The organism is Paenibacillus sp. FSL M7-0134 (assembly GCF_038007865.1).
GTDB classification, from domain to species: domain Bacteria; phylum Bacillota; class Bacilli; order Paenibacillales; family Paenibacillaceae; genus Paenibacillus; species Paenibacillus polymyxa_B.
On the sequence record NZ_JBBOXV010000002.1, the window covers coordinates 538,410 to 565,101 of the forward strand.

25 protein-coding genes and 1 riboswitch are annotated in these 26,692 nt (G+C 43.5%); of the genes, 21 read left to right on the plus strand and 4 right to left on the minus strand.

Annotated features, from left to right (window positions below):
- Positions 1–16: 16 nt before the first annotated feature.
- From NSQ58_RS18195 to NSQ58_RS18210, 4 genes are all read left to right on the plus strand, one after another.
- Positions 17–433 (plus strand): MerR family transcriptional regulator, encoded by a 417-nt coding sequence (locus NSQ58_RS18195; protein ID WP_028542028.1) that lies wholly within the window; start codon positions 17–19, stop codon positions 431–433.
- A 392-nt stretch (positions 434–825) separates the two neighbouring features.
- Positions 826–1,761, plus strand: a complete 936-nt coding sequence (locus tag NSQ58_RS18200; protein ID WP_341057971.1) for a hypothetical protein — start codon at positions 826–828, stop codon at positions 1,759–1,761.
- A gap of 299 nt (positions 1,762–2,060) precedes the next feature.
- Complete coding sequence (locus tag NSQ58_RS18205) at positions 2,061–2,783, plus strand: hypothetical protein (RefSeq protein ID WP_075153778.1); 723 nt, start codon at positions 2,061–2,063, stop codon at positions 2,781–2,783.
- Positions 2,784–3,164: 381 nt separating this feature from the next.
- On the plus strand, positions 3,165–6,077 hold the full coding sequence (locus NSQ58_RS18210) for an S-layer homology domain-containing protein (protein WP_341057972.1): 2,913 nt from the start codon (positions 3,165–3,167) through the stop codon (positions 6,075–6,077).
- A gap of 107 nt (positions 6,078–6,184) precedes the next feature.
- Here NSQ58_RS18210 and NSQ58_RS18215 read toward each other — a convergent pair whose 3' ends face one another.
- Positions 6,185–6,859 carry an NAD(P)H-dependent oxidoreductase gene (locus NSQ58_RS18215; protein WP_023987121.1) on the minus strand — a complete coding sequence of 225 codons (675 nt, stop codon included), beginning with the start codon at positions 6,857–6,859 and terminating at the stop codon, positions 6,185–6,187.
- Positions 6,860–7,002: 143 nt separating this feature from the next.
- On the opposite strand from NSQ58_RS18215, the gene NSQ58_RS18220 reads away from it, so the two are divergent.
- Positions 7,003–7,395 carry a winged helix-turn-helix transcriptional regulator gene (locus tag NSQ58_RS18220; protein WP_023987122.1) on the plus strand — a complete coding sequence of 131 codons (393 nt, stop codon included), beginning with the start codon at positions 7,003–7,005 and terminating at the stop codon, positions 7,393–7,395.
- A gap of 192 nt (positions 7,396–7,587) precedes the next feature.
- Positions 7,588–8,580 (plus strand): ABC transporter substrate-binding protein, encoded by a 993-nt coding sequence (locus NSQ58_RS18225; RefSeq protein WP_254349078.1) that lies wholly within the window; start codon positions 7,588–7,590, stop codon positions 8,578–8,580.
- A gap of 119 nt (positions 8,581–8,699) precedes the next feature.
- Here the strand turns inward: NSQ58_RS18225 and NSQ58_RS18230 are convergent, their stop codons facing one another.
- From NSQ58_RS18230 to NSQ58_RS18240, 3 genes are all read right to left on the minus strand, one after another.
- Positions 8,700–10,202: a stalk domain-containing protein gene (locus NSQ58_RS18230; protein ID WP_341057973.1), complete on the minus strand. Its 1,503-nt coding sequence runs from the start codon at positions 10,200–10,202 to the stop codon at positions 8,700–8,702.
- A 227-nt stretch (positions 10,203–10,429) separates the two neighbouring features.
- Positions 10,430–11,065 (minus strand): cyclodeaminase/cyclohydrolase family protein, encoded by a 636-nt coding sequence (locus NSQ58_RS18235; protein ID WP_053324688.1) that lies wholly within the window; start codon positions 11,063–11,065, stop codon positions 10,430–10,432.
- A complete protein-coding gene (locus NSQ58_RS18240; protein WP_023987125.1) occupies positions 11,062–11,928 on the minus strand; it encodes a bifunctional 5,10-methylenetetrahydrofolate dehydrogenase/5,10-methenyltetrahydrofolate cyclohydrolase in 867 nt (288 codons plus the stop codon). The genes NSQ58_RS18235 and NSQ58_RS18240 overlap by 4 nt, the downstream gene beginning before the upstream one ends.
- A gap of 111 nt (positions 11,929–12,039) precedes the next feature.
- A riboswitch (ZMP/ZTP riboswitch) is annotated at positions 12,040–12,124 on the minus strand.
- A 213-nt stretch (positions 12,125–12,337) separates the two neighbouring features.
- Between NSQ58_RS18240 and NSQ58_RS18245 the strand changes: the two genes are divergently transcribed.
- The 15 genes from NSQ58_RS18245 to NSQ58_RS18315 all read left to right on the plus strand — a co-directional run bounded on the left by NSQ58_RS18245 (position 12,338) and on the right by NSQ58_RS18315 (position 26,622).
- Entirely contained in the window at positions 12,338–13,399 is a 1,062-nt protein-coding gene (locus NSQ58_RS18245) for a fatty acid desaturase (protein ID WP_341057974.1), read from the plus strand.
- A gap of 288 nt (positions 13,400–13,687) precedes the next feature.
- A complete protein-coding gene (locus NSQ58_RS18250; protein WP_341057975.1) occupies positions 13,688–14,233 on the plus strand; it encodes a PadR family transcriptional regulator in 546 nt (181 codons plus the stop codon).
- Positions 14,211–14,708, plus strand: a complete 498-nt coding sequence (locus NSQ58_RS18255; protein ID WP_076295784.1) for a hypothetical protein — start codon at positions 14,211–14,213, stop codon at positions 14,706–14,708. Before NSQ58_RS18250 ends, NSQ58_RS18255 begins: the two co-directional genes overlap by 23 nt.
- A gap of 3 nt (positions 14,709–14,711) precedes the next feature.
- A complete protein-coding gene (locus tag NSQ58_RS18260) occupies positions 14,712–14,834 on the plus strand; it encodes a hypothetical protein (RefSeq protein WP_256026584.1) in 123 nt (40 codons plus the stop codon).
- A gap of 119 nt (positions 14,835–14,953) precedes the next feature.
- Positions 14,954–16,087, plus strand: a complete 1,134-nt coding sequence (locus NSQ58_RS18265) for a sensor histidine kinase (RefSeq protein WP_023987129.1) — start codon at positions 14,954–14,956, stop codon at positions 16,085–16,087.
- Entirely contained in the window at positions 16,084–16,683 is a 600-nt protein-coding gene (locus NSQ58_RS18270; protein WP_013308918.1) for a response regulator transcription factor, read from the plus strand. Before NSQ58_RS18265 ends, NSQ58_RS18270 begins: the two co-directional genes overlap by 4 nt.
- 145 nt (positions 16,684–16,828) lie before the next feature.
- Entirely contained in the window at positions 16,829–17,449 is a 621-nt protein-coding gene (locus NSQ58_RS18275) for a deoxynucleoside kinase (RefSeq protein WP_341057976.1), read from the plus strand.
- On the plus strand, positions 17,449–18,090 hold the full coding sequence (locus NSQ58_RS18280; RefSeq protein WP_013308920.1) for a deoxynucleoside kinase: 642 nt from the start codon (positions 17,449–17,451) through the stop codon (positions 18,088–18,090). Before NSQ58_RS18275 ends, NSQ58_RS18280 begins: the two co-directional genes overlap by 1 nt.
- Before the next feature lie 197 nt (positions 18,091–18,287).
- Positions 18,288–19,289, plus strand: a complete 1,002-nt coding sequence (locus NSQ58_RS18285; RefSeq protein ID WP_028542036.1) for a Gfo/Idh/MocA family protein — start codon at positions 18,288–18,290, stop codon at positions 19,287–19,289.
- A 324-nt stretch (positions 19,290–19,613) separates the two neighbouring features.
- Positions 19,614–20,639 carry a methionine ABC transporter ATP-binding protein gene (locus NSQ58_RS18290; RefSeq protein ID WP_023987132.1) on the plus strand — a complete coding sequence of 342 codons (1,026 nt, stop codon included), beginning with the start codon at positions 19,614–19,616 and terminating at the stop codon, positions 20,637–20,639.
- Positions 20,629–21,291 (plus strand): methionine ABC transporter permease, encoded by a 663-nt coding sequence (locus tag NSQ58_RS18295; protein WP_023987133.1) that lies wholly within the window; start codon positions 20,629–20,631, stop codon positions 21,289–21,291. The genes NSQ58_RS18290 and NSQ58_RS18295 overlap by 11 nt, the downstream gene beginning before the upstream one ends.
- Before the next feature lie 43 nt (positions 21,292–21,334).
- Positions 21,335–22,222 (plus strand): MetQ/NlpA family ABC transporter substrate-binding protein, encoded by an 888-nt coding sequence (locus NSQ58_RS18300; protein ID WP_023987134.1) that lies wholly within the window; start codon positions 21,335–21,337, stop codon positions 22,220–22,222.
- Between the two features lie 64 nt (positions 22,223–22,286).
- Entirely contained in the window at positions 22,287–23,495 is a 1,209-nt protein-coding gene (locus NSQ58_RS18305) for a M20 family metallopeptidase (RefSeq protein WP_023987135.1), read from the plus strand.
- A 255-nt stretch (positions 23,496–23,750) separates the two neighbouring features.
- Positions 23,751–25,184 (plus strand): purple acid phosphatase family protein, encoded by a 1,434-nt coding sequence (locus NSQ58_RS18310; RefSeq protein WP_023987136.1) that lies wholly within the window; start codon positions 23,751–23,753, stop codon positions 25,182–25,184.
- A gap of 211 nt (positions 25,185–25,395) precedes the next feature.
- Entirely contained in the window at positions 25,396–26,622 is a 1,227-nt protein-coding gene (locus tag NSQ58_RS18315) for an RtcB family protein (RefSeq protein ID WP_341057977.1), read from the plus strand.
- Positions 26,623–26,692: the final 70 nt, after the last annotated feature.

Below are 26,692 nucleotides of genomic sequence, written 5' to 3' on the forward strand. Positions count from 1 at the left end.
AAATAGGAGATACATGATGAAGACATATTCTATCAGCGAAGTTGCAAAAGAATTGAATCTTACAGCATATACCTTACGTTACTACGATAAGGAAGGACTTATGCCTTTTGTAGAACGGACATCTAGCGGAACAAGATTATTTAAAGAATCCGATATCGACGCTTTAACAATAATTGAATGTCTAAAATCCACCGGGATGCCGATCAAAGAAATTAAAAATTTTATTGATTGGTGTTCTGGTGGGGATTCCACACTACAACAAAGATATGACATGTTTATGGAACGAAAAGCTACTGTAGAAGTACAAATGGAAGAACTTAAAAAAACAATGGAAGTAATTGAACATAAATGCTCATATTACAAAACTGCGTTGGAAGCCGGAACGGAAAATATTCATAAAAACAATAAAATTGGGAGTCTCTTTACTAACTAATAGAAAAGCATCTGTAATTCATCCATTTCTATATGAATTACAGGTGCTTTCGTTTGTAATATTCGATTTACTACAACCTACTGATTTAAAACAGAACGATCGGCTTTTGAAAACTAGGAACCAACTATAATGTAACTTGAACAGGCAGGAGTAGCACCGAGGATCAAGTATTCCGAAAGTCAACGGGCAATTTGCCCATTATATAGGTTGAGAGCCACGACTTTAGTTCAGAAAACAACGAATTACTATAGAATCATCGAAGATAATCAGGAGTATGGTCCAGTATTCCCTCATTTTTATTTTTTGATAAGATTAATTCCATATTATTGAAGGTTACAATCAGACCGCGAAGGTATAAAGAATGATACATAAGGAAATGAGGAAGATACTGAATGAAGGCAAAAGCGTATATTATTTTGTTGACTGCTGTAATAAGTTTAACTGCTATGCTGAACGCATGCGGTGACTCCAAAAAGCAAATTGAAGGTGAATCTACGACTGGAGCAGCAACGACTACGACTACACAGAATACCAAGGCGGACAATGCGGAACAGGCTGGTGTGGATGGTATTGTGAGCAATACTACAGACCAAGCTGCAAAAAGTAATGGGAAGACGTACTCAGATGTGGCTAAAGAAGCAACGAAACCCGAGCAGCCAGCAGGACAAATAGGGTTAAATACGACGCAGGAGCAGCTTCTTACCTTTGCGGATCGTTATGGACTGGTACGAGTACCGGATCATCCGATTCGGCGGGTTTCCGATCCAACCGGGAAACAGGTAAACATTGCAAATTACAGTGATTCTGTCGTGAATTTATATACAGAAGAGCCCATCCACCTGAATACAGATGAATTTATTCATGAAGCTTATACTTTTTTTACAGAGGGAGTTGCTCCAGGTGAGTCCTACAAGAAGTGGGAGGAAACCTCTAATACAGAAAGAGGACTCGTCAAAATGCTCTATTTGTCACGCGAGGGACTTCATATTTTAGAAGAAGCGATGAAGACGCATGATTACTCTAGTCCATCTGTCCAAAACGCGCTGGGCTTCTTTAAGGTTGCCTCGGAATTTGAATCTGTACTGCCTGTTGCACAAACCCCCACAGACATCAGCTTGTACAATATGTATGATCAACGAGTCAAACCGGAGTGGAAGAAACTGAGCGATCTTAAAAATCCTGCTGCAAATGAAAAAGTCTTCACTGCGGCCTATCGAAAAGCAAGAGATGAGACAAATAATCTCATGGGTCTGTTAAACATTATGGTGTCTACGGAAATGGAAAAACGTCTCAAAGCAGCAACCGATCAGCAGAATACAGGGAAATAGCTTATTCAATGCATGTTTTAACTTGATACCAATACGTATAAATTTCCGAAAATCCTAGCTTGGAAGAAAGCCGTTATAGACCCCAGTATTCTCTCTCCATAATGCCTTTATTATGTTCTGCTACCCATCCATCATAAAGTAAAGTGGACAGGGGCTGCCAGTTGTTCAAGGAAATTTTGTAGCTCATAGGTGACAAAAATTATCCACACTTTTTTCTAATATTTAACTGTTAATAGAATTATTGAAAAGCTATAATGCTATTAATGATTTGAGTGTACTTTGAGAAAGAGGTTGAGGGTATGGTGTTGAAAAAATGGCCATTATTATTGATGATAGGTATTCTCATGGTGGCATCTGTGAGCTGGAACAGTGGAGTATCTTATGCAGCTACAGAATATACTTGGGATAAGTACAAGGGCACTGAGGTCAAGACATATAGATTGACTGCGGTACCTGGAAGAGTCGAATATATGGATCAGGAAAGGTTTTTTGCAGCTTTAAGTCAAACCCCAAATGTGTATGGAGATTTCAGTGGCTATAAAACAGGGAAAACAACTGGAGTTGTAACCGAGAGTATAACGGATGATGTGTACAAATTTACAGTTACTGATTTTCTTCGCGATCAAGAGCCTGAGGTTGTAGAGTATATCAATCCCAGAGGCGGAATTCCTCATAGATGGAATGGAACTAGTGATATTCAAATTTTTATGAGAGGGTCAGAAGCGTCTTCTTTGTCTGAGCTGTTTTATGAGGGGACACCCAGTGAAGGACGCTTTCAATTTAATGCTAACGATATATATTTAGTTACATTCTGGTCCAGTACCGTAAGACTTATCAGTGGGATGTCTGCTGAGGCGCTAATAGAGGAAGGTCCTCACACGTTTAAGAATCGGGAGCTTGTAGGTCAAGTAACCAGCGAAGATCCTGCAGCTTATCCGCAAGATGGGATTTCAGAAGGTTATTATTATGTTTTTAAGGGTGCTGGCAACAAAGAATCAACAGCTGATGGAGATAGCCAATAAAAACAAAAGAAGAGATAACATTGTGTATGGTGCTTTATACATGATGTTATCTTTTTTATTGTGATGCTCGCATTAGAAAATTTAGTAATGAAAAAATGCTGGAAATTTAATTCCCAATGAAAACCATTTTAAAAGATCGGGATATATGCCTTTAAAATAATGACAATTTTACGGATGGAACCGTAATCTATAACTACTTTTTTTGCTGTCTTTATTCAATCCTAGGGATATTATTCCGATAATTCAAGTATATACAGTTTGGTGTTAATTGAAATGAAATCCGTTTGAAAACAAAAGAGATAATTTTCAGAGTTGAAACAGAAGTGCAGGTGGAAGTGACCTGATGCTATATCGTAAAGGAGGTGCAAGGATCCAAATAATATGAAATGTGAAAAAAAGTTAAAACAAATTAGGCAGTACATCGCTGCTTTACTGGCTGTTTGGTTGTTCTGTATACATACTGTGCCTGTTTTTGCAGATAGGGTCTTTAACGATATCGAACATTCCTACGCAGCTGATGCAATTGAAGCCATGGCTGCTCAAGGGTATGTTACGGGTTATCAGGATGGTAGTTTTCGACCTGTGCATTTTATTTCGAGGCAGGAATGGGCGAGCATTTTCGTTAAAACCTTAAAACGAACTTCGGTTAACAAAAGCGTTGCTTCTTTTAGTGATGTGTCACCGTGGGCTCTACCCTATGTGCAGACCTTGCAAGCAGAGAACATTACCAAGGGAATTAGTGATCAGTTATTCGGTGCAAAGCATAATATGACCCGTCAGGATATGGCGGTGTGGTATGCCAGGTATTTCGGCGTTTCTGAAGATACCCGCGCTTCCGATAGATCTAGTTTTGTGGATCAGGCTGATATATCAGACTATGCACAAACGAGCGTATGGCTGATGGAACGGTTGGAGCTGATCGAGGGGGATACGAATCATTATTTCCATCCCAAAGAGTCTGTGAGACGGCAGGATGCTACACTGGTAGCATATCGGATATGGCTAGGCGGTGACGGTCTGAGAGAACGTGCTAAGCGTCTGCTGGAATCATTAGGAAATGGAACTGCAATGACGAATCAGCCAGCCAGTCCAACGGAATCGAAGAAGATCGTGGTCGACCTGGCGCCGGAAATCAGTCACCAGCGTGCGAATCCGGAGATCGAAGAGCCTAAAAGCCATAGTCCAAGACCCGATCCACCGGTATCTCCGGTAACACCAACAGAGCCGAAGCCGGAACCGCCAATTATACGACCAGAACCTAGTCCCAAACCACCGGTGATACCACCAGTGACACCGCCAGTGATACCACCAATCATACCGCCAGTGACTCCGTCAGAACCACCGGATCATTCGTCGGATTTCGTGGTGGATGAGGTAGTAATCAAGGCGCCCGAGTTGGTCAATCAACCGGAAACGTATCCTTCGTATCAGCTGTCCTTTGATCTCTACAATAAAGGGCACTTGGTAAGCATTCCCGCTGTTAGCGTCACAAGTGTCACCTACACATTTAGTGATACATTAGGTGTATTTGATGAACATGGGAAAATTGCGCATTCCGAAAATATACCTGCTGCTGATGGTTATATTCCTGTAGAGATGGAAGTCACCATTGCTAAACCTTATCGGGTACTTAAAGCACAGACCAAGCTGATCGTGAAAGGGAAGACTCCTCCGGTAGAGGACCCGAGTGTAATCAGGTCCGTATACTTGGCGACGTACACCATTTCACAGGCCACTACTCTAGACCCTACAGCCTGGAGCATGCCCTATGTATTTCAAAATGCAAAGGGAGAGGTCATACCGTCCGGTCTATTGCCGTCAGACTTGAAGCTTCGTATAGAGGATTCCAGAGGGATATTTGACGAGGATGGACATATTGCCAACCTGCATCTGATTCCTGCATTGAACTCTGTCATTCCATTCAAGATTGAGGTTGAATCACCCTCTCAGGGAATTCACTTCATATCCGATGCCGAGTTAACTGTAGTACCAGGAGCACGCAAAAAGCAATATTTTGCTATCTCCATGATGCTACAGGGAAAAGATGCGGGCAGTACGACCACGGTAGAGCAAATTGAGCAGTCGCGTCAATTGCTGATGGATCACTTTGGTACCAACTTAAAAGTGACGTGGGCCATGGAAAATAGATTTATTTTTGTGGAATCAAATCGTCCGCAGCTTAAAAAGGTTTTGGAATACGTGGATCAGTATGGCGATGAAGTCGGGATTTTGGATGGGTATCCGAATAATCTGTTTGATCTTCCTGAATGGGAAGCACAGATGAACGAGTGGTTGTATATGTATCGTTATAATGCCCTCAATGAGCTGCACCAATCTGGTTCGTTGGGATCACCTTCGGTGTTTGAAAGTATGGATACAGACCAATATCGGAAGTATCTGCCTAAATCATTGACCGGCTTTACGGTGAATCCTGAGCAGGCCCAATGGCTTAAGGATCATTTTAAGATTACCTCAGCGATGGGGTGGTCGGCTACACAGTATAATGTGAACAACATGTATGGTGAGGGTTCACCTTTGATGCCTTACTGGTCCCATAAGGATAATCCGATTGTTCCGGCACAGGGGCTTACAAATAATAGCGGTATCGTATTTATGAACTCGATTTCGATTGATCCCATCGGGTCGCGTTATACCAAAGATTCTTCACGCTGGACTCTCCATCCAGGTGATCCATATGTGACGGAAACGGATGCGGCACCACAACTGTATATAGCACAGCAATATTTAGATAACCCGTATCAACGTTTGAATACAGTAAATTACATGTCCATTATTTTGGATGTCAACTGGCTTGCCAAAAACCATAACATGTCTCAAATATGGGAAAACTTTGTGAAGCACTTCCCTGTTGACCGTGAGGTTGAGATTGTGGGCGTGGACGGGCTGAAACAGATTTATGAATCGATAGCTGGATTGAGTAATGATCATACGGAGTTTTCACTCATGTTTAGAGGCTCAGGTTTTAAGGCAGTTATGGACTCCAATAATTCACCAGCCAATCTGCGTTACTTGTGGACTGAAAACGCCTCACAGCGGATTATTTTATCCAAGGAGGATGGAGATGCGGCATGGTCCATTATTGACTTTACTGACTATACCCGAAATCCGGTTCCGAAGATGGCCTACAATCTGGGTAAGAACACAGATGTAAGCTATGTCACTGGAAGGAACTTTAAGCTGCATCCTACAGCTCCGTTAACAGCAGATGAAATTCAGCGCGTAAAGGATCGTTTAAAGGAAATCTATTTCGCGGAAGAAGTAACTTATAAGTAAGGGTTTGGAATGACAGAATTTTTAAGACTTGAGGTTTTATGAAAAGGGGGTGTCCCAACAGCCATGGAAATGGTTGCGGGACGCCCCTTTGTTTTAGAAAAAAGGTTTTACACCCATTCAATAACCTGATCTACAGATCGCCGAGTTTTGCCACGCGGTTCGTTGAGACGGTATCCAAATGCCACCATACAAGAAATACCGAAATGCTCGGCATCCATAATGCCTTCCTCGGAGAGGATGCGTTCGATTTCCTGTTTATTAAAACCTTCGATAGGGCAGGAATCAATGCCGATTTGAGCTGCGGCAGTCATCATGTTGCCCAGTGCGATGTAGGTTTGTCGGCAGCCCCACTCGAACAAGGCTCTTTTATTTTCCTCCAGCCCAAAATCTGACTTTAGAAAGGCATCATACACTTTCTCTCTGCCTTGAATCACTTCAGCGGGTAATTGCTGCACGTTCTCCATCATACTCTTGATATAATCGGATGAGGCTACCATATCTTCAGGAAGTCTAGAGAGGATGAGTACAAAATGGCTGGCTGTTGGCAGTTGTTTTTGGGCCCCCCAAGAGTAAGGCAGCAGCTTCTCACGCATAGCGTTACTCTGAACGACAACAAATTTCCAGGGTTCAAAGCCAAACGAACTCGGGGATAAACGGCCTGTTTCAAGAATAAAGTCGAAGTCAGAATCGCTAATTTTCTTATGGCTATCAAATTCCTTCGTTGCATGTCTGAACTCGTATGCAGATAAGATTTGATCTTTAGTAGTAGTTAAGGTTTCCATCGTTATTCCACTCCTTATGGATGTGATTAAAATTGACGCTTACCAAGTAACATGCTTAATATTAGAATATACATGATTGTTTTTGAAGTACGCACATTAATGTGCTGTAGTATATAAAATGATACCAAGGAGGAGAAAAGCCTATGCGCAATCGGAAAGGCGGCTTTGGGGAATGTACCGCTGGAAATGATCAGGCGTGTCCTGTTGAGTACACGCTGGACGTGATTGGGGGCAAATGGAAAGGGATTATTTTATATCATCTCATGTATGGGACTAAGCGATTTAGTGATTTTCGGCGGATCTGTCCGGGAATTACTCAGCGTATGCTGACACTCCAATTGCGCGAGCTGGAAGAGGACGGAGTCGTTCACCGTGAAGTCTACCAACAGGTTCCTCCTAAGGTCGAATACTCTCTAACTGAATTTGGAAAAACGCTGATCCCGATTATTAACCTGATGAAGGATTGGGGAGAAGAATATAAAACAAAACAGCGATCACCAGAAAGCAGCCTCCAGCAACCTAGCCCAAATGTGTAGGTTTTGAGACGGCTCCACAAAGAAGACCTGGCCATCATTTTGGCAGGTCTTTTCATTTTTAAAGTGAAATGATGCAAAGTTCGTTTTTCAGTTGACAGTAAGGACGACGCTTGATATATTTCTTACGATATTGATAATCATTATCATGTGTATCGGGAAGATCATCTTCACAATATATAGGGGGCTAATCAGTTGAAAAGAAAATCGTATTTTATGATAACAGCTATGTTACTTGTATTGTCTGTATTCATCAGCGCTTGCGGCGGAAATAATAATGGAAGTAATCCGGCTTCATCTTCAGGAGATAAGCAAGAGTCGGCTTCTACTGGAGAGACTAGAAGCTTTAAAACGGTTAAAGGGGATATTCAAATTCCTGCGAAGCCACAGCGCATTGTAACGGATTTTTACGGTGGAGAATTGCTGTCCGTGGGTGCTAACGTGGTGGGTGTGGAGCCGACTGCGTTTCAAAATCCTTTTCTGACCGATTTGCTGAAGGAAAAAGGAACCAAAGAGGTGGGTGATCCGACCAATTTGGAAAAGACGCTGGAACTCAAACCCGATCTGATCGTGGTTATGAAGGATACGAATTATGAGGCTTTGTCTAAAATCGCACCTACCCTGTACATTCCGTACGGTACGACGACTAATATCTATGATACGGTCAAGCTGTTCGGAGATATCACCGGGGAAAAGGAGAAGGCTGAGCAATTTATTGCTGCATTTGATAAAAAGGCCGCTGAAGGTCGCGTACGTCTTAAAGGTGTGATTGACGAAAAGGCAACTTTCGGTCTGTATGAGCTGACGGACAAGCACGCACTTTGGATCTTTGGCGACAATGCGGGGCGGGGCGGACAAGCCGTGTACAATGCGCTTAAACTGAATATGCCAAAGAAAACAGCTAACTCCAAGGAACAAACGGTGCAGCTTTCGATGGAGGTATTGCCACAGTATGACGCAGATTATATGTTCCTGACTACGTATGACCCGGAGAAAAAGGGTGACGCGCTCAAGCAACTGAAATCGTCCGCTGTGTGGGGGAATCTTCCTGCGGTGAAGAACAATAGAGTGTTCTTTAACGATTTTGATACGTATTATCGCTATGATCCAATCGCTATTACCGGGCAAATTGATATGATCGTAGATATGCTGGTCGAAAGAGAAAAAGAGAATAAAGTTAAACAATAGGTGTGAGATTCTGCGTTGTGACGAATTGTCCAAAACAGATGGGAAGTCGCATAATACACGCAGTATATAGCATAAAAAACCAGTCCAACACGAATCATGTTTGGACTGGTTTTTATTTACTATTTCGTTGTAATTTCAATAGTATCTTCTTTTTGTATCCAATCTACCTTGGCCCCCAGCGTTTCGCTGAGTAGCCTTAGTGGAAGATAACCAATTCCATTCACCATGAAGGGCGGATTGGTGAGTTTTACGGCTTTACCGTTCACTTTTGTTTGGCTGGTTTTGAAATTTACTTCTAGAGAGACAGGATGGTCTTCTGTCTTAGACTGATTCATATTCGCTATTTTGCTGTTGAAATCATAAGCGATCTCGGCCCCCAGTTTGTCAAAAACAGAACGAAGGGGAATAAAAGCCTGCCCGTTGCGGGTAATGGCACCATTACTCAGAGGGACAGGCGAACCATTGAGACGGACAAGAATCGGTTTTTGTACAGGAACTGGTGAACTATAAAGAAACTCATAGTCCCCTATACCGAGCTGCGCGTGTTTGTTGACACCCCAGCCCCATAGGGCGCCATCTGCTTTTTGCATGATTACGTGCCGTGGACCTGCTTTGATGTTTTGAATATTTTTAGCAAGTAATGTAAAGGGGGCATTGGATGGTAACTTTTCACCATCTAGAGACGCAACATATACATTCCCAGCAGTGGTTAGGGCAAGTATGGAGCGTTCGGCGAAAAAGGCGTCTTTAACATCCTTTACTCCTGTTAATAGTACAGGGGTATTTTCGTTGTGATAGGTTGTATTATCTGAGTAACCTGTAACTGTAGCACCCCAGAACCAAAGTCGACTTTGCTGATCAATCGCGAGATTGGAATACCTATCGGCCTTGATTGTCTTGATGCCCGATAAGGCTTGAATTTGCGATACGGATAGAGTTTCGGACGGAGTTACATTTTTATCAAATTCTTTGGGCCACGTCCACACGGTGCCATCTTTTTTTAAGGCTATGTTTTTAGCGATTGCCGTAATATCTTTTAATGATGAAATAGGTTCGAAGCCCTGCAAGGCTTTTGTATTTTTCCACACACTGCCGTCTTTCTTTAGAAATATCCAGCGTTCCTCATAATCCGGTCTTTCCTCATAGTAACTATCTATATTGGCAACCTCGTCGAGGCCAGATAGGGTTTGAAAAGGACTAGAGATGTTTCCATTGTCGAGTCGATCAGCGGAAGATATGCTGCCTTCGCTGCTCAGAGCGAGCACATGATCATTCAAACTACTTACAGCTGCGAGGTTCTGTAATCCTTCCAGAGGAACGAATTTCACGGATTCAGCAATATTATTTCTAGGCACATACCAAGCAGAGTGGTCTTGTAAGGAAAATACCAGATCGCCCTCGTTGATGATATTAGAAAATGTTTTTACAACGTCCGACTTACCCTCTACACGAGTCGGTACGGATTGATTATAGCCCCACAGCCACAAGCTTCCATCGGATTGAATCAGACTCCCAGAATCATAGGAACGAATATGGGATGTAGACTCCTTTTCGTTCGCCCACGCGTTAGAACTGAATAACAATAACGTGATTATACTGAGTAATAGAGTCCGTCTTTTCATACGATTTTCCTCATTTCTTGATCAATGTGTATAAGATAAAAAATGATACCTTCGAGAATATCCCCCTATCCATAGACGTATATAATATAGAAAAGTTTTCCAAAATGTATGAATTTCAATAAAATAACCTCCAAACCCACGATTAGAGATGGATTTGGAGGCTATTTCTTTTAACGAGTAAGCAGAAATATGTTGGTTAGAACAGGTTAAACACGGTTATGAGCAGACTAATTCGCTATTCGACTGCGTACCATCAACAAGGTTTGTTCTTTGATTTGTCCGATTTCACGGATGAGTGCGGCTGTCTTGGTTTCATAGGAGTATTTGACATCCAAGTCTTTCAGCGAAGCAAGGTTAATGTCGACGGTAAGCAGGGCAGATTGAGCTGCTGCTTCGAACAGGATCGCGCCGATGCCAAGATCTGAAATCACATTTTTATTGGACATTTCCACAATGTTGTAGGCTTGCGACAATCCGTCCCGGCATACTTCCAGCAGGCGCATGGGTACCTCAATGGCAGCGATCACCGCTGTCTGTAGGGAATGGGTACGATAGCGCTTTTCTTCGTCTGTTTCCTTGGGCAAACGCAGCGCGGTCATGTACTGTTCAAAGGATTGGATGTCTGCGACCATTAGTTCCTCACAATGTGTAGACAATCTTCCCATGCTGCTAATGACGTCCGTGATTTTTTCATGGATGTGCGCATATTTTTCTCCTTGTGAAAGGTTGGCGGTCATGGAGGTCATAGCCGCGCCTAGTGCCGCAGCTAGTGCGGATACACTTCCTCCGCCGGGGGTAGGCGCTGCACTTGCAGTCTCTTTCAGAAAATGTCCGATGGAATTGTTCCAAGACAGTTCACTCATGAATAGACCACCTCTCTGGAGTAGTGTTGCAGATGTATCGCTTTGAGCAGATTTTTGTACAAAATCGCAGTCGTTAAGGTGCCAACACCGCCGGGAACCGGAGAAATGGCATGTACCTTTTCACCCACGTTTGAAGCAGCGTCACCCACGATTTTTCCTTCCAGTGTCTCGTTAATTCCTGCATCCACGAGAATCAGACCGGGATGGACCATATCCTGCGTAATCACATCAGGGCATCCGACTGCGACGAAGGCAATGTCTGCATGGCTCAGATGCTCTGCAATATCACGCGTACCTGCATGACAGGCGGTAACGGTGGCATTTTCTCTTTGCAACATGTGGAAAAGGGGAAGTCCCACTGTCTGCCCGATGCCCACGAGCGTGACATTTTTGCCTGCCAAGGTGTGACCGTAATGCTTGAGCAGCTCGATACAGGCTTGAGGTGTTGCGGGATATAGTCCGGCGTCACCTGTTACGGTAGCCAGCTTGTTATCAGGTGTTATTCCATCAATATCCTTGTAGGGGGCGATGGATTGTTTAATAACGGAGGCAGAAAGATGTTGGGGAAGCGGCAGTTCCAGCATAATGCCATGTACATGGGATGCATCGTTCAGACTGCCGATCAGGTGCAGTAGCTCGGCTTCGCTAACATGACGATCAAAAGTATGGAGATGAAATGAGATGCCCAGCTTCTCCGCTATTTTTTGCTTGGTCCGGGCATAGTATGCAGATGCCGGATCGCCTTCTACCAATAGGGTCGCCAGATGGGGACGGTGTCCTTGCTGCTTCATTTTTTCTACCTGTGAACGGATCGTTGCATATACTTGCTCTGCTGCTTCTTTGGATTTCATGATTATAGCCATAGTCCGAGCCTCCTCTGAATTTATCGCATGATTTATCAACAGGGTGTCATGGTCTTAAAACGAAAAAAAAGTATTTGCACAAGGTCGTCAAGACAGACGAATCCTCTGCAAATACTTCTCCCAGGCGAACGGTACGCTTTTTTTGTATGCTCCCTCGTGGTTCATTCCACTGACTTCGCCAGTCACATACAGCGTTATTATACCTTATATTTTAACAAATAATCATCAGAAAAGAAACCCGCGAACATTTGGAAAACGGGTTGTGTTACTTGTCTATATGACAAATGTCATATACCCGAGCTGACGTTTATGACTACAGCGCCTAGAGGCTTTACCTTATACTGAGATTAGATCAACATGTACGCCTAACAGGATCAAGGTATAGGCGTCATTTTAAAGGAGGATCATAATGAGTATGACACAACTCCCATTAGCCCAATTGAAAAAAAATATGGCTCCCTACGAGAAAATAAACACAAAATCCAGCGTTCTGCAACTCATCAATACCTTGGGTCCACTGATCCTATTGTGGTATGCTGCTTATCTTAGTCTGTCGGTTTCGTACTGGCTGACACTTCCAATTGCCATTGTTGCATCGGGGTTTGTGGTACGGACATTTATTATTTTTCATGATTGTGGTCATCAATCCTTCTTCAAAAGCCGCAAGCTGAACGACATTGTGGGAACGATTACAGGTATTATTACGCTCTGTCCTTATCACCAATGGAAAAATAGTCACGCAATCCACCATGCAACCAGCAGTAATCTGGATAAAAGAGGCACAGGTGACATGTGGGTGCTTACGGTAGAAGAGTACACAGAGGCTTCCACATGGACACGGCTGGCCTATCACATATATCGAAATCCTTGGGTTATGTTTGGACTAGGTCCGATCTATACTTTTTTGATTTCCTATCGGTTTAATATCAAGACAGCCAAACGCAAGGAAAAAATGAACACCTATGTGACGAATATATCCATCGTTGTATTGTACGCACTGTTGTCATGGGCTATTGGATGGCAGGCCTTCCTTCTCGTACAGGCACCTATCTTTTTTGTATCTGGTATGTTGGGAATCTGGCTGTTCTATGTACAACACCAATTTGAGGATTCGTATTTTGAGCACGATGAAGAGTGGAGCTATATTAATGCGGCCGTAGAAGGCAGTTCTTACTACAAGCTTCCTAAAGTATTGCAATGGATTACGGGCAATATCGGATTTCATCACGTTCATCACTTGAGTCCTAAAGTGCCAAATTACAATTTGGAGAAAGCACATGAAGCGACACCGTTACTTCAAAAGGCGACCACGATCACAGTAAGTAGCAGTCTGCAATCTTTGAAGTTCCGACTTTGGGATGAAAATACGAAAACCTTTTTGACCTTTAAACAAGTGAGGCCGCTCCTCAGCAAACGTGTTGCAGTTACGAAACCCATCCCTACACCTGTTGTAAGCACAGAAAGAAAATAACTTTGTACAAAACTCTTCTGAAGAGATGTTGAAAAATTGCAGTTTACTTTTAGAAATCTAAAGGGATAACATCCTTTTAGATTTTTTTGTTTATATTGAAAATGCAGTACTTTCATTCTTTGTTTTAGCAAGCGCTATTGACAAATCGATTGTCAACCTTTACATTCTATATATCGAAACGATATATCTCGATTATATATATATAAATTAGCTACATGTAAACAGAGATAAGTTCCCTTTGATTTCAGAAGGATAATTCACTATGCCAGGAAAGAAGGAATAGATTTTATGTTGATTTATGTAATACTTGGGTTCCTCTGCGAAAAGGATATGACAGGATATGAAATCAAGCAGAAGATGACGATAAGCACTTCCAACTTTATTGATGCCAGCTTCGGAAGCATATATCCTATGCTGAAAAAAATGGAAAAGGGGGAGCTTATCAAGTATGAAGAAGTGGTAGAGGAAGGCAGATTCAAAAAATCATATGGTATTACGGAAAAAGGGAAGAGTGAATTTATAGAATGGTTAAAAACACCATGTACTTTTTCCCCTTTTAATTATGAGTATTTGAGTAAGCTTTTCTTCTATAAATATCTTGACGACATTGAGGTTGTTCGTTTGATTGCCAGCTTTCAAACTACTGTCGCCAGTGAATATAACAAGCTTGCCTTGATAGAAGAGAAGCACGTTCATGAGATGGGCGTATATGAGCACGCGACGTTGATGTTTGGCAAAGAATATTTTCAAATGATTATGAATTGGCACGATGAACTCACAAGAAAAATTACAGGAAAGAAGGATAATGAAGATGAGAATGACAAAGAAATTTAAATTGCAGATTGCAGCTAAAAATGTGGATTTGTACAAATGGGTAACTGAGATGACTCCAGCTGAATATGAATCATTTTCAAAAGCTCACAAGGCAATGGGCAGTTATTTTGAAGATGGTGAATTCTATATGGTTAATGTGGAAAATATGGGGAATGAGATGATTGTTCAGCACTATCAATTAAAAGAGCACACAAAGGATCATTTGCGTTTCTACTCTGACAAGACAGAAGCATATATATGGCGATGGATACCCGCCATCGTTGGAGTTCCATGGGAAATGAAGGTCACGCCTATTGATAACAACTCTTGCGAATTTAGTTGTACGATTGGAGCGGACTTTCCATCTCGGCTACTGGCTTTTGCAGCATGGATAAATGGTTTTGGTGGATTCTTTATGAGAAAACATTTAGCCGATGAGGGCGGAAAATTTGCTAAAGATATAGAAAAGAAATTTAATAACGTTAGGTATGTATAATTCATGAACGAGCTGATCAGAAATATAGACCAGTCCCATTTCAAAGCACGATCTGGTGCAGTGGGTGGAGTGTACAGCGAATGGCTTAAGTTTGAGATCAGTTCCCGCAAAATGGACGGCTTCTAATCAAAGTGTTCATTTGCGGTTCACAGGAAAGGCTTTACCTTTGGTGCTTTCGAGCAGACGAAACAGTGGTATGATAAGATAAGGGATATAAGTCATGTGAAGTAGAAGAGGGTGGCAGAATGCAAAAGTGGTATCAGATTTTCCAAAGAAATACAGGGCTTAGTCCTTATGTGTGGGTCGTCTTTTATATCCTGCCCTTTTACTACTTTAGCTCTTCATCTACAAGTCATATTATTCTGGGTACTGCTATTATCTTGGTATTCTTTGCATGTTATGTACTGGCTTTTGTCTCAAAAGGCTGGCTCATATACTTTTGGACCAGTGTACAGATTGCCATATCGATTACCATGACACTGCTGTTTAGCTATATGTATTTTTCCATATTTATCGCCTATCTGATCGGTAATATTAAAAGTAAGGCTGCATTTACGACGCTGTATATCATTTTAATGGTTATTACGATTGGATTGATCAATTACGGTTTTGTATCTCAGAATCCCGTTTTTATTAAACAGATTCCTTTTATCCTGCTCAATCTGATCGGTGTGATTCTCCTTCCGATTACGAATTTTAATCGCAACAAAAGCGATCGGCTCCAAGTCCAATTAGAGGATGCCAATAAGAAAATATCGGAATTGATTAAGCTGGAGGAACGGCAAAGAATTGCGCGTGACCTGCACGATACCTTAGGTCAGAAGCTGTCACTCATCGGGCTGAAGAGCGATTTGGCGGGCAAACTGATGGATCAGTACCCGGAGCGTGCTCATGCTGAAATTAACGATGTTCGTCTCACGGCGAGAAGCGCGTTAAAAGAGGTGCGGGAAATGGTTACTCAAATGCGAGGTATGCGACTAGAGGATGAGCTGTTACGTATTCGGCAGATCTTAAAGGCTGCTCACATTGAATTGACCTTGGAGGGCGACCCGAAGCTGGAGCATACATCATTAATGAATGAAAATGTACTTAGTATGTGTATGAAGGAAGCAGTGACAAATGTGGTTAAGCACAGTGGAGCCACCGCTTGCTCCATCACTATTGAGCCGTCTCGTAAGGAACTAACTCTTCGGATTCAGGATAATGGAGTCGGTGCTACGAGAGAAAATGGAACCCTTCGTGGAAATGGCCTGCAAGGAATGAAGGAAAGGCTCGAATTCGTGAACGGATGTATGGAGCTGCGCTCAGATCAGGGAACGACCTTGGTCATTAAAGTGCCCAATATCCCTGAAAAGCCGAATGAGGAGGTGGGGCCATGATTCGAATTGTTATTGCAGAAGACCAGCGTATGCTGTTGGGTGCTCTAGCCTCCCTGCTAGACTTGGAAGAGGACATGAAAGTAGTCGGAAAAGCAAGCAACGGGGAAGAAGCTATAGAACTGGTGAAGCTGCACCAGCCGGATATATGCATTATGGACATCGAAATGCCGATTAAGAGCGGATTGGATGCGGCTGAGGAACTCAAAGCCTTGAACTGCAAGGTACTGATTTTAACTACGTTTGCTCGCCCCGGGTATTTTGAACGAGCGATCAAGGCGGGGACACACGGTTATCTGCTCAAGGACAGTCCCAGTGAAGAGCTGGCTTCCTCCATTCGAAGTATTATGGCAGGTCGACGTATTTACGCTCCAGAACTGGTCGATGATGCTTATGCCGAAGTCAACCCGCTAACAGAGCGTGAAAAGACCGTTTTGGCGCTTATTGCTGACGGAAAGAATACAAAAGAGATTGCTGGTGAACTGTATTTAACGACAGGGACGGTGCGCAATTATATTTCAGTCATTCTCGATAAGCTGGGTGTCAGTAACCGGATCGAGGCGATTACACGTTTTAATGAAAAAGGTTGGTTTAAGTGAGAAACAGGGACGCTATGAAGCAAAATGTAGCGCTCTGTTTTTTTGTATTATCCATAGATTTGGTATGCCTTTAGCGTACTACCTTGTGATACAATAGGATAGTTGTCCACAGGATGGACTGGAGTACAAGGAGGAGCAGAACTGCATGAAACAAGCCCCATTTATAGCCGTTGAAGGGCCAATCGGAGCAGGTAAAACGACGTTGGCTTCGATGCTTTCAACCGAGCTACATTTGCCGATAATCAAAGAGATTGTCGAGGAGAACCCATTTCTCGATAAATTTTATCAAAATATAGATGAGTGGAGTTTTCAGCTGGAAATGTTCTTTCTCTGCAATCGGTATAAGCAGTTGGAGGATACTGGTCTGCAATATATCGAGAAAGCTCAGCCCGTTATTTCTGATTATCATATCTACAAGAATTTGATTTTTGCTGAACGTACGCTTAAGGGTGTGAAGCTCGAAAAATATCGTCAAATCTATCATCTGCTCACGGATGATATGCCTAAGCCAGACATTATCATTTATATTAAAGCAGATTTGGATACCTTGCTGGGGAGAATTCGCAAGCGTGCACGCTCTTTTGAACAGGAGATGGACCCCGCCTATCTGGAGCAATTAATCATAGATTATGATAAAGGCATTCAGTTTCTCGCTGAAAAGTCCCCTTCCCCTCGTATATTGACCGTGAACGGGAATGAAATTGATTTTGTAGAAAACCAGGCACAATTTAAACAAATTGTTTCCGATGTAAAGGAGCTTATATAGTGAATAATTACAACATTCCTGCGAATGCCCTGATTACGGTAGCGGGTACAGTGGGTGTAGGTAAATCCACGCTGACTGGTGCTTTGGCCGGACGCCTTGGTTTTAAAACCTCTTTGGAGCAGGTCGATCATAATCCCTATCTGGAGAAATTTTATCACGATTTCGAAAGATGGAGCTTTCATTTGCAAATTTATTTTCTCGCGGAACGCTTCAAGGAACAAAAGAATATTTTCTTGTCTGGTGGAGGTTTTGTGCAGGATCGTTCTATTTATGAGGACACAGGCATTTTTGCGAAAATGCATGCCGATCAGGGAACGATGAACCCTACCGATTATGAAACGTATACTAGCCTGTTTGAGGCGATGGTGATGACACCGTTTTTCCCGCACCCTGATGTGTTGATCTATTTGGAAGGCAGCTTGCCCTCCATACTGAGTCGGATTGAGGAGCGCGGTCGCGAGATGGAGATCCAGACCGAGCGTTCTTATTGGGAGCAAATGCATCGCAGATATTCCAATTGGATCAACGAATTTGATGCCTGTCCTGTACTGCGTCTGAACATTGATGAATATGATGTACACGACCCAGCTTCCATGGATGCCATTTTGGAAGAAGTAGGAAAAGTAATATCAAAAAAATAGAGATATAACCCCAAATAAATAACAGGGACTGTGGTACAATCAGTATAAATTATGCTGATAGACTACAGTCTTTTTTTGTCGAATGAACATGTTAAAGCATGAGATATGACTAACGGTATAGTGGACAAGTTTAGGCTGGAATGCGAGAATAGGTACATATGAATTGTAATGACTCACGGGAAGGATGGGATACTGTGATGCGTTTTGGTATTGTTGGAACCAACTGGATAACAGAGAGGTTTATTCAAGCTGCGATGGAGACGGACGAATTTTCCCTGACGGCGGTGTACTCACGCACAGAGGATAAGGGCAAAGCTTTTGCTGACAAATATAACAGCCAGCCGGAGGTTTTTACAGACCTGGCGCAAATGGCCGCAAGTGATCAGGTCGATGCCGTATATATTGCCAGCCCCAATTCCTTACATGCGGAGCAGGCGATCTTATGTATGAATCACGGAAAGCACGTGTTGTGTGAGAAACCTTTTGCGTCTAATACAGCAGAGGTGAAGAGCATGATCGAAGCCGCGCGCAACAACGATGTTCTGCTGATGGAGGCCGTTAAATCCACACTTATGCCTAACTTTAAAATAATAAAGGATCATATGTATAAAATAGGCCGGGTTCGGCGTTATTTTGCAAGCTACTGTCAATACTCCTCACGCTTTGATGCTTTTAAGCAAGGTAAGGTATTGAATGCGTTTAATCCGGCCTTTTCCAATGGTTCCTTGATGGACCTTGGAGTGTATTGTTTGTATCCTATGGTGACTTTGTTCGGCAAACCTGAGGAGGTTCGGGCGGTTGGTGTACTTTTATCCTCTGGTGTCGATGGCGAGGGCAGTATCGTGATGAAGTATCCTGATATGGATGCTACGGTCATGTATTCCAAAATTACAGATTCCTATCTGCCTGCTGAAATTCAGGGTGAGAATGGAACGATGGTGATCGACAAAATCAGTCAGCCCTATGAGGTGAAAATTCATTATCGGGACGGCACGATTGAAGATCTGACCAAAGCTCAGACGCGTGAGCCAATGTATTATGAAATTCAGGAATTTATTGATTTGATCAAGAGTGGTGAACGCAACAGTTCCATTAACTCCTTGGAGTGTTCACTTACAGTCGCTGAAGTGATGGAGGAGGCAAGACAACAATTCGGCCTTCGTTATGAAGCAGATTTGAAAAATACTTCTACACATTAGTCAGTGGAATGATCAAGATTAAAATGCACAAAGGGCTGCCGATTTTGCAAACTTTGCAAATATACGGTTAGCCTTATTTGGCTTTGTAGCCCTAAAAGTGTAAGCAATTGTGATGACAGGAGTCAGAAGGCTATATTCATTTTTTATTGACAGATTCTCCTTCTTGTCTTAAGGTGTTAACAATGCAATATACAGTTAAATAATCCCACTTTCGGTCAAACGAAGATTAGGGAGTTTTTTTAGGGTGTAAATCCGATTAAATCCACCGGATTACTTAAATGGGATGGAGGAATACATACATTGTAGACGTAAGGAGGAAGCAGTTTGATAAAGTTTGAACAAGTTAGCAAAATATTTACCTTACCCAATCGTAAGGTAAATGCACTCGAAAAGGTTTCGTTATCGGTTGAAAAAGGAGAAATTTTCGGCGTGATTGGCTTTAGCGGTGCAGGTAAAAGTACGCTGCTGCGGCTTGTGAATTTACTGGAACGCCCCTCAGAGGGACGAATTGTCGTTAATGATCAGGATGTTACTCAGATACGACCCAAGGAACTAAGAAATTTAAGAAGACGGATCGGGATGGTATTCCAAACCTTTAATTTGTTTAACTCTCGTACTGTATATGGGAATCTGGCTTATCCTCTAAAACTGGCTAAACTGCCCAAGGCACAGATAGATGCTCGTGTTAAGGAACTGCTGCAATTTGTTGGATTGGAGGATAAAGCGGATTCCTATCCGGAGCAGTTATCTGGAGGGCAAAAGCAACGGGTCGGCATTGCCAGAGCACTGGCGAATTCGCCCGATATTCTCATCTGTGATGAAGCGACCTCGGCCCTCGATCCGGAAACGACAGAAGATATATTGAGGCTGCTGAAAAAAGTAAATGAAGAGTACCAGATTACGATCTTGCTCATTACCCATGAAATGAATGTGATTCGCAGTATTTGTGATCGTGTGGCGGTGATGGAGAATGGTAGGGTGATTGAGCAGGGCAGTGTGTTCGATGTATTTGCCAATCCACAGACGAAGACGACGAAAAATTTTATTCGCTCTGTACTGAATGATCAGCTTTCACCCAAACTGCTGAGCAAGATTCGGGAGCATCACGCTGGCCGATTGTACAGACTTGTTTTTCGGGGTGGGGCGACCAGTGAACCGGTGCTTTCTAGAGCGACACGGAAGCATAATCTGGATTACAACATTGTATATGGAAGTATTAATGAGCTACAGGGAGCGCTGTTCGGAAGCTTAATTGTCGAGTTAATCGGTGCAGACAATGAAGTTAACAAGGTCGTGGAGGAACTACGAACGACGGTGGAGGTCAGGGAGGTCGTCGATCATGAGAGTTAATTGGGATACATTTTGGCTCAAGGTAGTGGAGGCTACAGGGGAAACGCTTTTGATGGTTGTTGTCACGCTGATTTTTGCCAGTATTCTGGGGCTTATGATTGGTTTAGTACTGTATGTGACACGTAAAGGGAGCTTGTTTGAAAACAAATTTGTGTTTATGTTTCTGAATTTGCTGATTAATATCATTCGCCCGATTCCGTTTATCATTTTTTTAGTGGCGATTAGCCCGTTTACGCGTTTAATCATGGGAACCACGATTGGAACCTCGGCGGCTATTTTCCCAATGACTATTGTAGCGGCCTTTGCTGTAGCGAGAATTGTGGAAAATAATCTGGTCTCCATTGATCCGGGCATGATAGAAGCTGCCAAGGCACTGGGAGCGACTCCATTTCAGATCATCACGGGTGTGTTGATTCGGGAAGCGCTGGGACCTTTGATTCTAGGGTTGACGTTTATTACCGTGGCCTTGATTGATTTCTCTGCCATGGCTGGTACGGTGGGCGGAGGAGGCCTTGGGAACCTGGCAATGACCTATGGTTATCAACGATTCGATACTTCGGTCATGATTGTCACGATTGTTTTGCTGATCCTTTTTGTACAGGTCGCCCAATATGCGGGGAATTACTTGTCTCGTAAATTTCTACGGCGCTAATGGGAACAGAGTATTATACATAACGATTAAAGGGGAAATGAAAATGAAAAAAATATTTCGCTTGGGTTTACTGGCTATTCTTAGTGTAGCGGTTCTATCTGCTTGCTCAGCTAACGGTTCGGGCTCAAATGCAAATGAAAAAGTACATGTTAAAATCGGGGTTTCAGGATCTGAGGACACGTATTGGGATGTGCTCAAGAAGAAAGCAGAGGCCAAAAATATTGAAATTGAGCTGATCAGTTTCTCGGATTATACATTACCCAATAAGGCGCTCGCCAATAAAGAGGTAGATTTGAACTCCTTTCAACATTTGGCCTTTCTCAGTCAGTTTAATGTAGAAAATGATGTGAATATCGTCCCTATTGGTGCAACGATTATCGCTCCGATGGCACTGTACTCTGAAAAATTCAAAAACGTATCGGATATTCCTGACGGCTCCAAAATTGCTATACCGGATGATCCCTCCAATCAGGGACGGGCTTTAAAACTTCTCCAGTCTGCAGGGCTGATTAAGTTGAAGCAGGATGCGGGCCTGTATCCGACCACGGATGAAATCGAAGGGAATCCTAAAAAGCTGGAGATTGTCCCAGTTGTCGCCCAGCAGACGCCGCGCGTCTTGTCTGATGTAGCCGCTTCAGCTGTGAACAGCGGTGTTGCTACAGATGCCGGGCTCAAGCTGGATGGAGCCATCTACAAGGATGATGCAAGCAGCGAAGAAGCGAAGCCATATGTGAACGTGTTTGCTGCCCGGGCGGAGGATAAGGATAATGCGACTTACAAAACGATCGTGGATTTGTACCATGATGCTGATGTAGCCGAGGCGGTAAAACAGGATTCCAAAGGAGCTAACGTCGTGGTAGACCAGTCTGCCGAAGAGCTACAGGCCACATTGGATAAGCTGGTAGCAGATGTTAAAGCGCAAAAGAAATAAGAATGTTGAACAGAAGTAGGGTTGGAAGCATACTAATCTATTTTCGAAACGAGGAGAGATTGCGATGAGTACAACGAATACGGTCGATACACATAGACAGCGGATTATTAAGGAAATTGAGGAGTCTCGTCAGCTTTACACGGAAACGAGCCGGTTTATTCATGCTAATCCCGAAATCGGCAATCAAGAATTTCAGGCTTCCCAGGCACTGACGGGCATTTTGGAGCAAGCGGGGTTTGAGGTAACTCGTAATGTAGCGGGACACGAAACCGGATTTGTTGCGCGTAAGGCTTCTGCTAGACCAGGTCCGAAAATCGGATACTTGGCTGAATATGATGCATTGCCCGGTCTGGGCCATGCTTGTGGCCACAATATTATCGGAACCGCAAGCACGGCAGCAGCCATCGCCTTGGCGCAGGTGATCGACGAAACGGGAGGTGAGGTGTATGTGTTCGGTACACCAGCGGAAGAAGGCGGTCCTAATGGCAGTGCAAAAGGCAGCTTCGTGAAGCACGGGCTGTTCGAAGGGATTGATGCTGCACTGATGGTTCATCCATCCGGTGTGACCCGGCTGACCTCACCAAGTCTGGCAGTTGATCCGCTAGATTTTCATTTTTACGGCAAAGCGGCTCACGCCGCAGGATCACCAGAGCAGGGAATCAATGCGCTCGATGCGGTGCTGCAGTTGTTCAGCGGTATCAATGCTTTGCGTCAGCAACTGCCGACCGATGTGCGTATTCATGGCATCATTACGCATGGAGGAGACGCGCCCAATATCATTCCGGACTATGCGTCGGCACGCTTTTTCATTCGGGCAAGTACTTGGCAGCGCACAGAGGAGGTTTCCACGAAAGTTCGCCATATCGCAGATGCTGCTGCTTTGGCAACAGGAGCCACTGTGAAAATCGAACGTTTTCAAAATGAAGTGCGTGATTTCATTCTGAACGATACCCTGGATGAGGTAGTAGGTCGTGAACTGGAAGCGCTGGGAGAACAGTTGGATCGTGGCCCTCGTGCCGGACTGGGTTCGACGGATGCGGGAAATGTAAGCCATGTTATCCCGACTGCACATGCTTACATTAAGATCGGTCCGGATGATCTCATCGCTCATACGGTGGAATTCAGGGAAGCGGCTGGCTCTGAGAAGGGTGAGGAAGCCTTAGTGATTGGAGCCAAGGCGTTAGCCTTGTCAGGCTTGGAGCTACTGGTGAATGAAACACTACTGGTTGCGGTGAAGGAAGATTTTAAGCGTACGCATTCAGCGGCACAGTAAGCCAAGTCCACACATGGCATAGCAGAGCCGTCTAATATGAGTGTTATAGTTGAAGAGGATATCCTACAGTCTGTTTGGCTGCATGGATATCCTTTTTCATTTTCTTATAAGCTGCTATCATTGCTCCTCAATCGCTAGGTCACTCATAACCTCATTTTTACAAAGTACTATATTTCCAAAAACAACGTATTAACATTTGATTGTTATGATTATAGTTATAACTTTTACATATTAACTGCAAAGAGGAGTGTACACATGTTTAAGAAGTTTCAAAAGTGGTCAGCAACATCTATGTCTGTTGCTCTTGCACTAGGTTTGATTACTGGCATGTCAGCCTTACCTGTCCATGCTGAGTCACCAGGGAACACAGATCAAGGGATTAGTAAAGTTACAGCTACATTTTATGGAGACACAAAAGTCTCCAAAGGATTTACTTGGTATACTTCAAAACTTTTCACGAACAGCACTGTTCAAGTAATCAAGAAAACGGCTTCTGAAGCTGATTATACGAGTGCTCTTACATTTGAAGGCACTTCCTCTCCATCGACCAATTCTGCAGAAGAGCTTGTCCATAAAGCTGTAGCTACAGGTCTTCAAGCGGACACAGCTTATTATTATCGTGTGGGTGATGCAGCGCGCGGGATATGGAGCGAAACAGGTACGTTTCAAACGGCTCCTAAGAGCGGTGAATTTACCTTCATTGATCTAGCTGATACACAAGCAAAAAGCGAAGATGAAGCCATATTGTCTTCACAGACGCTCGAAAAAGCACTTCAAACTGTAGGTAATGCTCAGTTTGTAGTCCACAACGGAGATATCGTAGATACGGGTACCAAAGAAGAGCAGTGGAACTGGCTGCTGGGGCATTCACAAAAAAGCCTTTTGAATACAACCATTGTTCCTTCAGCGGGTAATCACGAGGATGAGAACTACGCTTTTTATGATCACTTTAATATTAACGAACCTTCTGGTTCCGCTACTAAAACAGGAGCGTACTACTCTTATGATTACAGCAATGCTCACTTTATCGTACTGAACTCCAATGAGGACTCAGAGAAATATGCCAATTTTTCTGAAGCTCAAGTCGAATGGTTAAAGAAAGATGCGGCGGCAGCCAAAAGGGCAGGTGCAAAGTGGATCATTGTTAACATTCATAAAGGTCCTTACACTACCTCTAATCATGCAACAGATTCTGACATCATGGATAAGAATGGAGTTCGTAACCAAATCGCTCCACTAATGGCCGAACTTGATATCGACTTTGTTGTGCAAGGGCACGATCATATTTACGCTCGTACGAAACCAATCAACCAAGAGGGTAAAGCAACAACGCCAACAAAATTAAAAGATACATTAAATGATAAGACGATTGAATATAGTGTGAATCCAGATGGAAGTATCTATGTCATCCCAGCAACCGCTGGCCCCAAAGTCTACTACAAAAACCCAAGTGAAAAACTTGGAGATAAGTACTATAATCTCTTTGAATTAGCTGAAGAGAATCATGCGGCAGTATATGGCCCAGATCCGAGTGACAATCGTAGACCAACACGTGGACAGGTACAGAATTTTGTTGGCATCACCATAGACGGAAACAAACTTACAGCCGTAACGTATGAAATTGATCAAAACAAAAATGATGCCAAGCCTTTTATTGTGGATCAATTCGGAATCATCAAAAAAGATTAGTATAATTGATTTAATAGTTTCTAAATGATCATAAAAGGATATCCTACAGTCTGGTTGGCTGCATGGGTATCCTTTTTCATTTTCTTAGGGGATATCTACTATTGTACTTGTAATACTTACGCCCTGTTCGGAAGCTGGTAAAACGTACATAATGCAATTAACGACTTTACAAGTTTAAACATGGAGTGACTTACAGGAGGATGAAACGACGATGGCTTATCAAGAAATCAATGGAGTACGCGTATGGGGAGCACCTGATCCAGGGGCATTATCTCAAGCTCGTACATGTGCCGAAAACGGTAATGTAATTCAAGCGCTGCTGATGGCAGATCATCATAAAGGCTACAGTCAGCCGATTGGCGGTGTGATGGTGTATGACGGACAAATTTCGCCTTCAGGTGTCGGGTATGATATCGGTTGCGGAAATAAGGCGGTAAGAACCAAGCTGTTTGCAGCAGATATTATGCCGCGTATTTCAGCCGTGATGGATGAGGTTGCATGTCATATTTCGTTTGGCGTAGGTCGTGTGAATGCAATTCAGATAGACCATGAGCTGTTCGATGACCCGGATTGGGCAGTATATGCGGCGATTGGGAAACAAGAACATGACAAACTGAAGTCCTTGGCGAGAGAACAGCTGGGTACAGTAGGGAGTGGTAATCATTTTGTTGATGTATTCGTCGAGGAAGCGACAGGACAGGTCTGGATTGCCAATCATTTCGGCAGCCGGGGCTTTGGACACAAAACAGCAAGTGGGTTTCTAAATTTGGCCGCTGGACGAGAGTTTCTCGGAAAGGCGCCGGGAGAGCATATGGATCAGCCGCCTGTGCTGCTGGATATGAACAGTGAGTTGGGGGATATGTACTACCGTGCGATGCGCCTTGCCGGACGCTATGCGTATGCGGGACGTGACTATGTGATAGAACAAGTGCTTGGTATTATGGGGACCGAAGCGGACTTTACTGTGCATAACCACCATAATTACGCATGGAAAGAACAGCATGATGGGCGTGACACCATTGTGGTCCGTAAAGGCGCTACTCCCTCGGCACCTGGCCAGATGGGCTTTATTGGAGGAAGCATGGGCGATATTTCGGTGATTGTACGCGGAAAAGATTCGGTAGAAAATCGGGATTCCTACTATAGTACAGTTCATGGGGCAGGTCGTATTATGAGTCGTACCCAGGCAGCTGGTAAAATGAATTGGAAAACCCGCACACGGAGTGGTGGACAAATCACGGACATACAGATGAAGGAGGCCGTTCTGAACTATAGTGTCGAGCTGCGCGGAGCCGGTACAGATGAAAGCCCGTTCGTCTACCGTAAACTGCGCGAGGTACTGGACGCTCATTCCGAGACCGTGGAAGTTATGCATGAACTGAAGCCCATTGGGGTATGCATGGCTGGGGCTAATGAATTTGACCCTTATAAGGATTAATAAAAAGACTATGCCAGGCAGAAGTGTTCATTCGCCGAGCATAGTCTTTTGAGTACATAAATGAGTATAT